Raw genomic sequence first — 14,241 nt, 5'->3', positions numbered from 1 at the left:
TATGTCTGAGTTTTTTTTGTAATTTAATTTCAAATTATTGAAATATGAAAATTACATTTTATGGACATGCTAGTCTAGGAATAGAAGTTAACGATGTATCAATCTTGGTAGATCCTTTTATTTCCCCAAATGAAAAAGCATCCCACATTGATATTAATTCTTTAAAAGCAGATTATATTTTATTAACGCATGCGCATGAAGATCATGTAGCAGATGTCGAAGCTATTGCCAAACGCACAAATGCCGTAATTGTTTCGAATGCGGAAATTGTAAGCTATTATAGTAATAAAGGTTTTGAAGGACATCCAATGAATCACGGTGGGAAATGGGATTTCGAATTCGGAACAGTTAAATACGTAAACGCTATTCATTCTTCTGGTTTTGCAGACGGTACATATGGCGGCCAACCTGGTGGATTTGTTATTGAAGGCGAACGTAAAAATATTTATATCGCTGGAGATACCGCTTTGTCTTTCGATATGAAATTAATCCCGATGCAATTAAAATTAGATTTAGCGATTTTACCAATTGGCGATAATTTTACTATGGGTATTGACGATGCTATTTTAGCTAGTGATTTTGTAGAATGCGATAAAGTTTTAGGCTATCATTTCGATACGTTTGGATATATTGAAATAGACCATGTTGAAGCAAAACGCAAGTTTTTTGATAAAGACAAAGATTTAATGCTTCTTGAAATAGGTGAGAGTATAGAGTTGTAAATTATTTAACAGTTAAATTAAAGCCTTAAAATATTTCATTTTGAAATTTTTTAAGGCTTTTTTATGAGATTTTCCAATGGTGATGTTGTCATGATTACCAAAATAATTGACTATTTTTGAGAACATGATTTTAGCGACTTTTCATAAATATATTTTAAACTTTAAAAACCCTAGCGAAACCTCTAGAGGTGTGCTTACAACTAAAGAAACGTGGTTTATTCATTTAGAAGAACATGAAAAAAAAGGAGTAGGCGAGTGTGGTGTTTTTAGAGGCTTATCTGCAGATGATAGACCGGATTATGAAGCTAAATTACAATGGGTTTGCAAGAATATTAATCTAGGTTTAGAAGCATTGTTAGTCGAGTTAATTGAATTTCCGAGTATTCAATTCGGATTAGAAATGGCGTTTAAATCGTTAGTAGGTGAAACTCCTTTTACATTATTTCCTTCCGGTTTTACTGAGGGAAAAGATGCTATTCCCATTAACGGATTGATTTGGATGGGGAGCGAAACATTTATGAAATCGCAAATTAAAGAGAAACTCGACGCAGGATTCAATTGTATTAAAATGAAAATTGGAGCGATAGATTTTCAAACAGAAATCGCTTTACTAAAATCGATTCGAAAAGAATTTTCAGATTCAGAAATAGAATTACGGGTCGATGCAAATGGTGCTTTTCAGCCCAATGAAGCTTTAGAAAAACTAAAAATATTATCAGATTTTAATCTACATTCAATAGAACAACCTATAAAAGCAGGTCAGATTGAAGCTATGGCAAATTTATGTGAATCGACACCTCTACCAATTGCATTGGACGAAGAGTTGATTGGTGTATTTCATCAAAAAGAAAAGGAAGTGCTTTTAAGTCAGATTAATCCACAATTTATTATACTTAAACCAAGTTTAGTTGGCGGATTTCAAGGGAGCGATTCCTGGATTTCATTAGCAGAACAAAATAATATTGGTTGGTGGATTACAAGTGCCTTAGAAAGTAATGTGGGATTAAATGCCATTGCACAATATACCTATACTTTACAAAGTCCTTTACCTCAGGGTTTGGGAACAGGAGGTTTGTTTACTAATAACTTCGAATCTCCTTTAGAAGTAAAAAATGGTAAATTACATTACGAAACACATATAAATTGGAAATATAATTTAGAATAAAACATGTATATAAGTCAGGCGTATAAAGGATTACATGAGTGGTGGAGTTATATAGTTGGATCAATAATTGCTTTTATTGGAGTCCTAATTTTTTCGGTACCACATTTGGTAGCAATAAGCTTAAAAACAATAGAAGGTGGGGTAGATTTATCTAAAATGGATGACACCAATTATATTATGAGCTTGTTTGAGTCTAATTTAAATTTAATTTTTGTCTTGCTTCCGTTTTTAGGAGGACTTATCTTCTTGTTTCTCGCGGTAAAGTATATTCATAAATTACCTATTTTAAAGTTAACAACCACTCGAAAAGCTATAGATTGGAAGCGTGTTTTGTTTTCTTTTTTACTTTGGGGATCTATATCTTCACTGTTTATTATTATAGATTGTTGGATGTCGCCCGAAGATTATATGTATAATTTTCAATTTAATAAATTTATTATACTAGTGGTTATTGCGGTAATTTTAATACCGTTTCAGACTAGTTTCGAAGAGTATCTGTTTAGAGGTTATTTGATGCAGGGCATTGGGGTAATTTCAAGATCTAAATTAGTACCTTTAATTTTAACATCTGTAATATTTGGAGGTTTACATATTGCAAATCCTGAAGTCGCAAAATTAGGTTACACCATATTAGTATATTATATAGGAACAGGTTTGTTTTTAGGTATTTTAACTTTAATGGACGAAGGAATGGAATTATCGTTAGGGTTTCATGCCGCAAATAATTTTTTTACAGCCTTACTTGTAACATCAGATTGGAGTGCTTTACAAACTCATTCTATATTTAAAGATATTTCTAATCCTGAAGAAACGAGTTTTATCGAAATATTTTTGCCTGTATTTGTTATTTTTCCCTTATTACTATTTATCTTTTCAAAGAAATATAAATGGAACGATTGGAAAGAAAAATTAACAGGCAGAGTTATTCAACCTGTTCTTGAATCGGTTTCGATTGAAGACGACAAAATATAAATCAATAAATCAAATTACTATAAATATTATTTCTCATGATAACAGCAGTAAAAACCAAAGTGCCAACATATGACAAAATTCATTTAAAATTTAAATTAAACGGACGTTATTATGATAGCGAAGATTTAAAAGAAGTTGCATATTGTTTTATAAAAGAAGGGGAACCACACCAAAAAACATTGGGTGATTTTTTACAAGCATGGTTAGATAATAACGATTACGTAGAAGTGCAAACTTCAGGATCTATTGGTGTTCCTAAAATGATTAAAATTAAGAAGCAAGCCATGGTAAATTCTGCTATTGCAACAGGAAATGCTTTTAATTTATATCCAGGAGATAGTTTGTTACACTGCTTACCATTTAATTTTATTTCAGGCCGAATGATGTTAGTTCGTGCAATGATTTTAGGCTTAGAATTGGATGTTGTGCCGCCACGTATTACTCCTGTATTTGATTTAGAAAAAACATATGATTTCTCTGCAATGATTCCGTTGCAAGCCGAAAACTTACTTTCAGAATTACATCATTTTAAAGCCCTAATTATAGGAGGAGCAGCAGTTTCTCATCAGTTGTTAGAGGATATTAAAGATATAGACACAAAATGTTATTCGACATATGGAATGACAGAAACTGTGAGTCATATTGCATTTAGACCCTTAAATGGTCCTGATAAATCGGAATGGTATAAGGCGTTGCCAAATGTAAAGATTTCTCAAAACGATAAGGATTGTATAGTGATTGAAGCTGATTATTTGTTTGATGGTGCTTTAGAAACTAACGATGTTGCTATTATGCAATCGGAAAACGAATTTAAATTAATAGGTAGAATAGATAATGTTATTAATTCTGGGGGTTTAAAATTGTTTGCTGAACAAATTGAAAAGCATTTAACAGGTGAGATTTCAGAACGCTTTTTTGTTGCAGGACAGCCAGATGATAAATTAGGAGAACGTTTAATTTTAGTTATTGAAGGGGAAGAAAGACCTATTGATGCTAAGATTTATAAAAACCTTCAGAAGAATGAAATCCCTAAAGACGTGTATTTTATTGATAAATTGGTAGAAACTCCAAACCGTAAAATTCAACGTAAAAAAACATTAGAGTTGCTTAAGTAAGCAATTGTTTTTATAAAATATAAAGCCGTTAATTCACGAATTTTAATTTGTAAATTAACGGCTTTTTGTTTCTCTATTTTTGTTCTGAATTTAAATAGAATTACTCTTCTAAAGTCAAGCTGAATTTATTTTAGCTTCACAGAAGTAGCTAATAAATTAAAATAATAATCTAAAAACCAAAATAATGTGTTTCTGAAACAAGTTCAGAGTGACGGAATTTGAAAAGAGCAATTCAACATGTATTAGTGGCTTCCATTTGCCTTCTTAAAATCGATTCTTAAACTTGTAAAATTCCCATATTAAATTTCTTTTCAATAGGAGCGTGGTTTGCAGCTTCTATTCCCATAGAAATCCAAGTTCTGGTATCTAAAGGATCGATAATACCGTCGGTCCAAAGTCTTGAAGCCGCATAGTATGGAGATACTTGTTTGTCGTATCTCGATTTTATTTTATTAAATAATTCGTCTTCTTTTTCAGGAGTAATAGTTTCTCCTTTAGCTTTTAATGAAGCTGTTTCTATTTGAAGTAATACTTTTGCAGCAGAATTTCCACTCATTACAGCAAGTTCTGCACTTGGCCAAGCAACAATCAAGCGTGGGTCGTATGCTTTTCCGCACATGGCATAATTTCCGGCTCCATAACTATTCCCAATAATAATAGTGAATTTGGGTACAACAGAATTACTCACTGCATTTACCATTTTGGCACCATCTTTTATAATGCCACCATGTTCAGATTTTGATCCCACCATAAAACCAGTAACATCTTGTAAAAACACTAATGGTATTTTCTTCTGATTACAATTTGCAATAAAACGGGTAGCTTTATCTGCACTGTCGTTATAAATAACACCTCCAAATTGCATTTCACCTTGTTTAGTTTTCACTAACTGACGTTGATTTGCGACTATACCAACTGCCCAACCATCGATTCTAGCGTAAGCTGTGATAATTGTTTTTCCATAACCTTCTTTATATTCTTCAAATACAGAATCATCAACCAAGCGTTTAATGATGTCTTTCATATTATATTGATCTGCACGACTTTTAGGTATAATGCCGTATATATCTTCAGGGTTTTCTTTCGGTTTTAAAGCTGCAATACGATTAAAACCAGCTTTGTCATAATCACCAATCTTATCGATTATAAATTTTATTTTATCTAAAGCATCTTTGTCATCTTTAGCTTTATAGTCGGTTACGCCACTAATCTCGCAATGTGTAGTAGCACCTCCTAAAGTTTCATTATCTACAGATTCTCCAATGGCAGCCTTTACTAAATAGCTTCCTGCTAAGAAAATACTGGCCGTTTTATCTACAATTATAGCTTCATCACTCATAATTGGTAAATACGCACCACCAGCAACACAACTTCCCATGACAGCAGAAATTTGAGTGATTCCCATGCTGCTCATAATTGCATTATTTCTAAATATTCGTCCGAAATGTTCTTTGTCTGGAAAAATCTCATCTTGAAGTGGTAAATACACGCCTGCGCTATCTACCAAATAGATAATTGGCAATTTATTTTCGATAGAAATTTCTTGTGCGCGTAAGTTCTTTTTTCCCGTAATTGGGAACCAGGCACCAGCTTTAACCGTAGCATCATTAGCAACAACTATACATTGTTTGCCTTTTACATATCCTATTTTTACGACTACTCCTCCAGAAGGACATCCTCCATGTTCAGCATACATATCTTCTCCAGCAAAAGTACCAATTTCAATACTTTTTGATTTCGGATCTAATAAATATTCAACACGTTCTCGAGCTGTAAGTTTCCCTTTATCATGTAATTTTTCTATACGTTTCAATCCGCCACCAAGACTTACTTTAGCAAATCGCCTCTTTAAATCTGATACTAAAAGTTTATTATAATCTTCGTTTTTATTGAAGTTGATATCCATATAAAATCAATTTGATGCTAAAATACGAAAGTTTAAAAATATCTACTATAAATTAATGGTTATGTATTTTACTATACATGGAAATATATTCCTAGGTAAATATATTTTATTTATTGTATATTTGTCTTCAATTAAATTAATTAAGATGAAAAAAGACAAGATTATTTTTTATGTATCAACAGGGTTATTATCAATAATAATTTTGTTTTCTGTGGGTATGTACTTTTTTAAACATGAAGATGTGGCTAAAATGTTTGCCAATTTTGGATATCCAACATATATTATTTATCCATATGCAGTCGCTAAAATATTAGGTTTATTTGCGATTTGGAATCCTAAATTTAAGGTTTTAAAAGAATGGGCGTATTCAGGTTTTTTCTTTGCCTTTATTTTAGCCTTTTTCGCTCATTATATGATAAGTGATGGCGGGCAAATGACAGCCTTAGCAGCTTTAGTGTTATTAGTAATATCTTATATATTTAACAAAAAAACTCAAATTTAACATGAAAAATATAATCGTATTTGCGGGAAGTAGCAGTAAACAATCTATTAATAAGCAATTAGCAAGCTATGCGTCTAGTTTAGCAGAAAATACAAAATCTACTATTTTAGATTTAAACGATTTTAATGTTCCACTTTACAGTGTAGATCTTGAAGCCGAATCTGGATTTCCAGAACATGCAAAACGTATGGTTGAAGAAATTAAAAATACAGATGGTATTATAATCTCATTAGCAGAACATAACGGTGCTTATGCCTCCGTATTTAAAAACTTGTTTGATTGGATGTCTAGAATAGAGCCCAAAACATTTCAGAGTAAACCAATGTTTTTAATGGCAACCTCTCCAGGTGCAAGAGGTGGTGCTTCAGTTTTAGCAATGGCCAAAGATCGTTTTCCGCGTCATGATGCTAATATAGTTAGTACATTTTCTTTACCTTCTTTTTATGAAAATTTTTCAGAAGGGAAAATAAATAATCCTGAGTTAAATGTGCAATTATTAAAAGAAGTGAAACAATTTGAAGCGCATTTATACACTTCTTAATTATAACGTAATACTATAAATATGTAATATATGGGAGATTTTTCTAAAGATATTAATTCTTCTTTTCCGAATAATAAAGTCAAGGCGATGCTGAATATTATCTATACAGCAAATTGGATTAGTAGTTATCAAAATTCATTTTTTAAACCCTTTAAAATTTCGTCACAGCAATACAATATTTTAAGAATATTAAAAGGTGCAGACGAACCTTTAAAAGTACAAACCATTAAAGAGCGCATGGTGGAAAGATCTCCAAATGCTACACGTTTAATGGATAAGTTGTATGCCAAAGGTTTGATTGATCGTATTCCTTGTAAGAATGATAGAAGAGCTGTTCATGTGATAATTACAACAGAAGGGCTGACATTAATTGAAGATATTTCTAAAGCTAATAGAAAAGATGTTTTTAAGAACTTATCTGAAGAGGATGCCATTCAATTGAGTCATTTATTAGATAAGATACGTTGAATTATAAATTTCAATCATCAAAAAAAGATACTAAATGAAAACATACCATTTTAGTGGGAATTAAAGTGTGTTAGTCATGGAGTTTAATTATTGTTCATGGAAAAATACAAACAGAATTAAATTCTAAAGATGCTATAGGAATTAGTAGAACAATTTACTTTATATAGACTTTTTAGAGGCTTCAAGCCTCTTTTTTATTGAGTTATTTATGGAAATTTAGAATAAATTAGTGTCGAAAGTGGATTTTAAAAGGTTGTATATCTTGATTATATATACGTTAATCTAATTATCGATTATATAGACAGTCTATAGCATATATTTCTATCAGATTTAATATTTATGTAAATTTAAAATATTAAATCCCCCAAGATATGATACTAAAGAAAGAAATTTTATTCATTTTTTTTGTTGCTATTACTCTAGTAACTTATTCTCAAACTTCAGAAATTAAAGACTTTTCAGAGATTACAGAGATTACAGAAATTGATTCTACAAGAGTTAGCTTTTGGATGGTCGGAATTGGTTTTAATGCCGTAGATGATTCCGGAAATGTATTTGATGGTATTTTCGATACAGATGGAAGTTGGAACGCTGTACCTTATCCATCGCGAGTAAGTATTGGTAGATATTTTAAAAGCGGATTAGGGGTAGAAGGTATCTTTACATATAACCTATATAAGAAAGGAAAAATGGTTGATAACTATCCTCTTGAAGAAGACGTAGATTATTATTCTGTAGATTCTAGGTTGAGTTATGATTTAAATAGACTTGTAGGCGAAACAGGTTGGTTTGATCCTTATTTAGGCGCTGGTGTTGGTTTTACGCATGCTAATAAGAATACACGTGGTACTTATAATGCTGTCCTAGGTTTTAGAGTTTGGTTCTCTGAAAGATTTGGTATGGATGTAAACGCTACTGGTAAATGGGGAATTAATTATGATTTTAGAAATCATAAACAGTATGCTATTGGTGCAGTTTATAAATTCGATATTAAAAAAGAGTTAACTAAAAAAGACCAATTAGCTGTTGATGAAGCTTTAGAACTAGATCAAATACGAGTTGAAGACTCTATTGCTCGCGTAAATATGGAGCAAGAAGAAGCCATGTTACTAGCACAGCAATTGGCACAACAAAAAGCAGCAGCAGAGCAAGAACGATTGGCACAACTTGAAAATGAAAAAATAGAGGCTAGAAATAAAGTGCAAAGTGAAATAGATGGTTTGGATAATTTGTACTTTGCTTTTGATTCTTCTACTTTAAATTCTGATTCAATAACCATATTAGATGAACTGTTACTAATTTTAAACGAAAATCCTGAAATAATGTTGGGAATCACATCTCATACAGATTCTAGAGGATCAGCAGCATATAATCAAACCCTTTCAGAAAAGCGTTTAAAAAGCACTCTTGACTATTTATTTGAAAATGGGATAGAAACTAATAGAATTGAAGGAAAAGCCTATGGAGAGTCTAAATTGATTAATGAATGTGATGGTAATACTAAATGTTCAGAAAGTAAACATAGAGAGAATAGACGATCAGAAATTAATATTGTAACTCTTTAATTTAAGCAGTTTCCAAAATAAAACAAAGAACCTCAGAACTGTATGCAATTCTGAGGTTCTTTTATATTTTAAATTCAAAAGGATTCTAGCTTTTTACACGCTGTTTTCTTAAAATTATAATTGCTATTGCAATTAAAACTCCCGATGCAGCCATAGCAGCACCAACCCAATCGGCAGAGGTGTAACCATAACCCATTGCAATGGGAATTCCAGCAAAATACGCTCCAGAAGCATTTCCAACGTTAAATGCACTTTGATTTAAAGACGAGCCTAAGGTTTCAGAACCTTTAGACGCATTAATTATTGCGACCTGTATAGGTGTGGAAAGGCAAAAAGTAACGGCTCCAATTATAAACGTCATCACTAATACCATAACTTTATCCGTTGCTAGAATAGTGTTTAAAGAAAGGCAAATAACCATGCAGACAAGTGTGATAATAATCGCGTAAATAGGTGAGAATTTTTCGGCTAGTTTGGCTCCTATAAAATTACCTATTACCATACCTAATCCTGCTAATATCATAGCAAAAGAGACCATTTCGGCAGTATGTCCTGCAACGTCTGTAATTAATGGAGAGATATAACTGTACCAAGCAAAAAAACCTCCTGTACCAATTGTAGTTAATATTATAATTAACCATAATTCCAAGCGTTTAAATATTTTTAAGTCTTCGAGAAAGTGAGTTTCTGAAGATCGTTTTAAAACTGGCATCCAAAATTTTATACTTAGCACTACCAAAACGCCAACAAATCCGACTAATAAAAATGAGAGATTCCAACTATAATGTTTTCCTAAATAAGTTCCTAATGGTACACCAAGTAGATTCGCAAATGTTAATCCGCTAAACATAATAGCGATGCCTTGGGCAGATTTACCTTCCTTAGATAATTTACCAGCGACCACAGCTCCAATTCCAAAAAAGGCACCGTGTGGTAACCCTGATAAAAACCTTAAAATAATAAAAGAATTATACCCAGTAGCAAAAGAGGATAACGTATTAAAAACAGTAAACCAAACCATTAATGCTAAAAGCACACGGTGTGCAGGCCACTTACTCGCGATTCCAGTAAGAATTGGTGCGCCAACAACGACACCCAAAGCGTAGGCAGAAATAAAATGACCAGCAACAGGAATGCTAATGTCGAATGCTGTAGCAATTTCTGGTAAAATACCCATGATTACGAATTCGGTTAAACCAATTCCAAAACCACCTATTGCTAAAGATAATAATGCTTTATTCATTTATGATCAATGTTTTTTAATAAACGTAAATATGACGCAAATGTAGTCTGATAATTATGTATTAATTGAATTTAAGACGTAAAAAAAAAGTTAATTGAAAACCCATTACTTATGAAGCGTAATTTTTAAAAGATATCTATTTAAAACAGAAAGTATTAGTGATTAGATAAATAATTCTGATAGTTAAGTGCAGATTTAAAATAGTAATTAAAATGGTAACTTGATATGCTTTATGTTTGAAACATATTCAATTTTATTCCATCTATAATAGAAAAGTAACAATTTAATGTTGTTAAATGAGTAGCGGTGTAAATTTAATATCTCAACTTAAATGATAATGTTCGTACAAATAATTTATAATTAGTACTAAAAATACGATATTTGTAATTGAACTTGCGCAAAGGATAGAAGTGGCATCCTTTTTTAATTGTAGACAATTTAAAAAGATACAACGGATAGCCTGACGGTTTTAGCTTTTTTTTGCTAAAACGGTGCGCCCTAAAAAAATAGATTTATATATTATGGCAATGAATAAAAACACGGTTTTAGCATGGGCAACAACCATTATGATTGTAGTAGGATTAGGTTTAATTGCACTTGGTGCTTTTAGATATAACGATGTAGCAGGTTGGGGATTTGCTTCGGTAGGCATAGGTTTTTTTGCAATTGCTTGGGTATTTAACGCATTAAAAGGTAGAGTGTAATTATGAGCGACGATAAGAAAGTTATTTTTTCGATGTCCGGTTTAACCAAGACATTTCCTGGTGCAAACACACCAGTTTTAAAAAACATTTATTTAAGTTTTTTCTACGGTGCCAAAATTGGGATTTTAGGTCTTAATGGTTCTGGTAAATCAACTTTATTAAAGATTATTGCAGGTGTAGATAAGAATTATCAAGGTGATGTTACATTTCTTCAAGATTATTCAGTTGGATTTCTAGAGCAAGAACCAAAACTTGATGATGAGAAAACGGTTATGGATATAGTTCGTGAAGGTGCTGCCGAAACAGTTGCTATTCTAGACGAATACAATAAAATTAACGATATGTTTGGGTTGGAAGAAGTATATTCCAATGCCGATAAAATGGATAAATTAATGGCACGTCAGGCCGAGCTTCAAGATCAGATTGATGCTTCGAATGCTTGGGAGTTAGATACCAAATTAGAAATCGCTATGGATGCCTTGCGTACTCCAGATGGTGATAAGAAAATTGGCCTGCTTTCTGGTGGAGAGCGCAGACGTGTTGCACTTTGTCGTTTACTATTACAAGAGCCAGATATATTACTGTTAGATGAGCCAACCAACCATTTAGATGCTGAATCTGTACATTGGTTAGAGCATCATTTAGCGCAATATAAAGGAACGGTGATAGCAGTAACGCATGATAGATATTTCTTAGATAATGTTGCGGGCTGGATTTTAGAATTAGATAGAGGTGAAGGTATTCCTTGGAAAGGGAACTATTCATCTTGGTTAGATCAGAAGTCTAAACGTATGGCTCAAGAAAGCAAAACAGCTTCTAAACGCCAGAAAACGTTAGAGCGTGAATTAGATTGGGTACGTCAAGGAGCAAAAGGACGCCAAACTAAGCAAAAAGCACGTTTAAATAATTACGATAAATTAATGAGTCAAGACCAAAAGCAACTTGACGAAAAATTAGAAATCTATATCCCGAACGGACCACGTTTAGGTACAAATGTTATCGAAGCTAAAGGTATTAGTAAAGGTTTTGATGATAAATTATTATATGAAGATTTAAACTTCAATTTACCTCAAGCAGGTATAGTTGGAATTATTGGTCCTAACGGTGCTGGTAAAACCACCATTTTTAGAATGATTATGGGGGAACAAACCCCTGATAAGGGTTCTTTTGAAGTTGGAGAAACTGCAAAAATCGCCTACGTAGACCAAAGTCATACTAATATTGATCCTGAAAAAACAATTTGGCAAAACTTTAGTGACGAGCAAGAATTGGTTTTAATGGGTGGAAAAGAAGTGAATTCTAGAGCCTATTTAAGTCGTTTTAACTTTTCTGGTGGTGAACAAAACAAGAAAGTGAAATTGCTTTCTGGAGGTGAACGTAACCGTTTACATTTAGCTATGACGCTAAAAGAAGAAGGTAATGTGTTGCTTTTAGATGAGCCTACTAACGATCTAGATGTGAATACGTTAAGAGCGCTAGAAGAAGGGTTGGAAAACTTTGCGGGTTGTGCTGTAGTAATTAGTCACGACAGATGGTTTTTAGATAGAATTTGTACTCACATTTTAGCTTTTGAAGGAGATAGCCAAGTGTATTTCTTTGAAGGAAGTTTTAGTGAATATGAAGAGAATAAGAAAAAACGTTTGGGTGGTGATTTAATGCCAAAACGTATTAAGTATAAAAAGTTGGTTAGATAATTAAATCTAACATTATAAAAGTAAAACAGCCTGCTAATAAATAGCAGGCTGTTTTGTTTTTTATAAAGCTGACAATATTAGTTGTTATTATATAAATGTCCTTCTGTGAAATCTTTGTATTTTTTTTCTTCTTCTTCGGATTCTTCAAAATTTAAATTTGCAAGACGCTCGTTTTCGGCTTTTAACTTATAGGTTTTTCTAATACCTAAAAGCAATAAAATAAGAAAGATGGCTACGGTTATGGACAATCCAATAACAATACTTTTATCTATAATAGATAATGGTTCTAAATTTATTAATAAATTGTTTTGAATTAAGACAAATGACATGGAGGGTTAAATATGTTTTTAGATTAATAGCATACCAAATATAAGTCAAAATCTCAATAATCACAAAATGAAAGCTGTTAATTTTGTGAATACCAATCAAGTAGAGTTACTTTAATTGTTGTGCTATTTGTTTCAATTAAATTTTTAAAAGCATTTACGTCGCTAAAACCATCTGTTCCGCGATAATGATATGGAATTACTTCTTTTGGTTGAAACTCTAGTACGGCATCTGCAGCCTTATCGACAGGCATAGTATAAGGTAAATTCATACAAACAAAAGCGATGTCAATATTTTCTAAATTACGCATTTCTGGTATGTCTTCTGTGTCACCTGAAATGTAAATACGTTCTTCATTATTATTTAAAATGTAACCATTTCCTCTTCCTTTAGAGTGGAATTTTAGGGCTTCAGGGCGTAAGTTATACATAGGAATAGCTTCAATCTTAATATGTTTGTAAGATTTTGTTTCACCATTATTAATAACAAAAGTTTGTTTTCTTAGAGTATCTGATAATTTATCGGCAACTGCTTGAGGTGCTATAATAGTTGTATGTTGCTTGGTAATGGCTTCTAAAGTTTCAATATTTAAATGATCGCCATGTATGTCTGTAATTAATATAAGATTGGGTTCTTTTTGATTAATAAATGCTTCTGCACCTCCAACAGGGTCTACATAAATAGTGATTTTTTTTATTTCCATGATAAAAGTCGCATGAGAAATCGGGATAATTTTCGTTTCTGTATCTTTTTCTGCAGATACTATTTTTGAAAATGTAATAGTATCAGAAATAGGTTTAAAGCTAATTAAGGTTAGAGTTAGCATTAAAAGAGTAAAGGTAAGTATATGTTTCATGATTTATTGTGTTGAATATTAGTGTGATAAAATACAAAAATTAATTAAGAGTAAAATATGATATTTTTCACTTCTTAACTAAATCTCTTTTTCAAATCCTCTATAACTAATTCTGTTTCTTTGTTTTTACTTGATTTCACAAACGAATTGCCAGTACTTGTTGTAATTCAAAATCTTTAATTGTGCAACGCTCGCAAGTCATGCTAACATTTTTATTTTTTATTTTAGGGTCATCTAAAAAATTTAGTTTTCTTTTTAACTGTTTATCTATTAGCAAACCAATACGTCTACAATGGTTTACTTTAAATGGATCTTTAGTTGCCCAGCATGATAATAAATAAAGACCGTTGCAAGGTCAAATCAATTGAATCTATTATTATATTGAATAACTGTTTGTAAATTAAGTTCTCAAGTCTTATTTTTAGGTTATGAAATTACAGAAAGCCCCAACCTTAGCGGAC

At 31.9% G+C, this 14,241-nt stretch carries 14 protein-coding genes; 10 read left to right on the top strand and 4 right to left on the bottom strand.

All coding sequences use genetic code 11. The features are described from left to right. Positions 1–44 precede the first annotated feature (44 nt). The 4 genes from R6X41_RS12215 to R6X41_RS12200 all read left to right on the top strand — a co-directional run bounded on the left by R6X41_RS12215 (position 45) and on the right by R6X41_RS12200 (position 3,974). The gene (locus R6X41_RS12215; protein ID WP_318500619.1) at positions 45–722 is read left to right on the top strand and encodes a metal-dependent hydrolase; all 678 of its coding nucleotides are present in this window, start codon (positions 45–47) and stop codon (positions 720–722) included. Positions 723–846: 124 nt separating this feature from the next. Beyond that, positions 847–1,887: an o-succinylbenzoate synthase gene (locus R6X41_RS12210; protein WP_318500717.1), complete on the top strand. Its 1,041-nt coding sequence runs from the start codon at positions 847–849 to the stop codon at positions 1,885–1,887. A gap of 3 nt (positions 1,888–1,890) precedes the next feature. Continuing rightward, a complete protein-coding gene (locus tag R6X41_RS12205; RefSeq protein WP_318500618.1) occupies positions 1,891–2,859 on the top strand; it encodes a CPBP family glutamic-type intramembrane protease in 969 nt (322 codons plus the stop codon). Between the two features lie 35 nt (positions 2,860–2,894). Beyond that, positions 2,895–3,974, top strand: a complete 1,080-nt coding sequence (locus tag R6X41_RS12200; RefSeq protein ID WP_318500617.1) for an AMP-binding protein — start codon at positions 2,895–2,897, stop codon at positions 3,972–3,974. Positions 3,975–4,251: 277 nt separating this feature from the next. On the opposite strand, the gene R6X41_RS12195 is transcribed toward R6X41_RS12200, so the two are convergent. Next, entirely contained in the window at positions 4,252–5,880 is a 1,629-nt protein-coding gene (locus tag R6X41_RS12195) for an acyl-CoA carboxylase subunit beta (protein ID WP_318500616.1), read from the bottom strand. 145 nt (positions 5,881–6,025) lie between these two features. Between R6X41_RS12195 and R6X41_RS12190 the strand changes: the two genes are divergently transcribed. From R6X41_RS12190 to R6X41_RS12175, 4 genes are all read left to right on the top strand, one after another. Further along, on the top strand, positions 6,026–6,382 hold the full coding sequence (locus tag R6X41_RS12190) for a DoxX family protein (protein WP_318500615.1): 357 nt from the start codon (positions 6,026–6,028) through the stop codon (positions 6,380–6,382). A 1-nt stretch (position 6,383) separates the two neighbouring features. Continuing rightward, positions 6,384–6,923 carry an NADPH-dependent FMN reductase gene (locus R6X41_RS12185; RefSeq protein WP_318500614.1) on the top strand — a complete coding sequence of 180 codons (540 nt, stop codon included), beginning with the start codon at positions 6,384–6,386 and terminating at the stop codon, positions 6,921–6,923. 30 nt (positions 6,924–6,953) lie between these two features. Further along, the gene (locus R6X41_RS12180) at positions 6,954–7,391 is read left to right on the top strand and encodes a MarR family winged helix-turn-helix transcriptional regulator (RefSeq protein WP_318500613.1); all 438 of its coding nucleotides are present in this window, start codon (positions 6,954–6,956) and stop codon (positions 7,389–7,391) included. Between the two features lie 371 nt (positions 7,392–7,762). Continuing rightward, a complete protein-coding gene (locus R6X41_RS12175) occupies positions 7,763–8,956 on the top strand; it encodes an OmpA family protein (RefSeq protein ID WP_318500612.1) in 1,194 nt (397 codons plus the stop codon). Positions 8,957–9,041: 85 nt separating this feature from the next. Here R6X41_RS12175 and R6X41_RS12170 read toward each other — a convergent pair whose 3' ends face one another. Further along, entirely contained in the window at positions 9,042–10,199 is a 1,158-nt protein-coding gene (locus R6X41_RS12170; RefSeq protein WP_318500611.1) for an MFS transporter, read from the bottom strand. Positions 10,200–10,720: 521 nt separating this feature from the next. On the opposite strand from R6X41_RS12170, the gene R6X41_RS12165 reads away from it, so the two are divergent. Both R6X41_RS12165 and ettA read left to right on the top strand, forming a co-directional pair. Further along, on the top strand, positions 10,721–10,903 hold the full coding sequence (locus R6X41_RS12165) for a CAL67264 family membrane protein (protein WP_066218768.1): 183 nt from the start codon (positions 10,721–10,723) through the stop codon (positions 10,901–10,903). A gap of 2 nt (positions 10,904–10,905) precedes the next feature. After that, a complete protein-coding gene (ettA, locus tag R6X41_RS12160; protein ID WP_318500610.1) occupies positions 10,906–12,597 on the top strand; it encodes an energy-dependent translational throttle protein EttA in 1,692 nt (563 codons plus the stop codon). A 77-nt stretch (positions 12,598–12,674) separates the two neighbouring features. On the opposite strand, the gene R6X41_RS12155 is transcribed toward ettA, so the two are convergent. Both R6X41_RS12155 and R6X41_RS12150 read right to left on the bottom strand, forming a co-directional pair. Beyond that, complete coding sequence (locus R6X41_RS12155; RefSeq protein WP_318500609.1) at positions 12,675–12,926, bottom strand: hypothetical protein; 252 nt, start codon at positions 12,924–12,926, stop codon at positions 12,675–12,677. Between the two features lie 77 nt (positions 12,927–13,003). Continuing rightward, positions 13,004–13,780 carry an MBL fold metallo-hydrolase gene (locus R6X41_RS12150; protein WP_318500608.1) on the bottom strand — a complete coding sequence of 259 codons (777 nt, stop codon included), beginning with the start codon at positions 13,778–13,780 and terminating at the stop codon, positions 13,004–13,006. Positions 13,781–14,241: the final 461 nt, after the last annotated feature.

The organism is Formosa sejongensis (assembly GCF_033447105.1).
Classification (GTDB): Bacteria; Bacteroidota; Bacteroidia; order Flavobacteriales; family Flavobacteriaceae; genus Formosa.
Note: the sequence above shows the minus strand (reverse complement) of the source record. Positions and strands in the feature narration are given on the sequence as shown.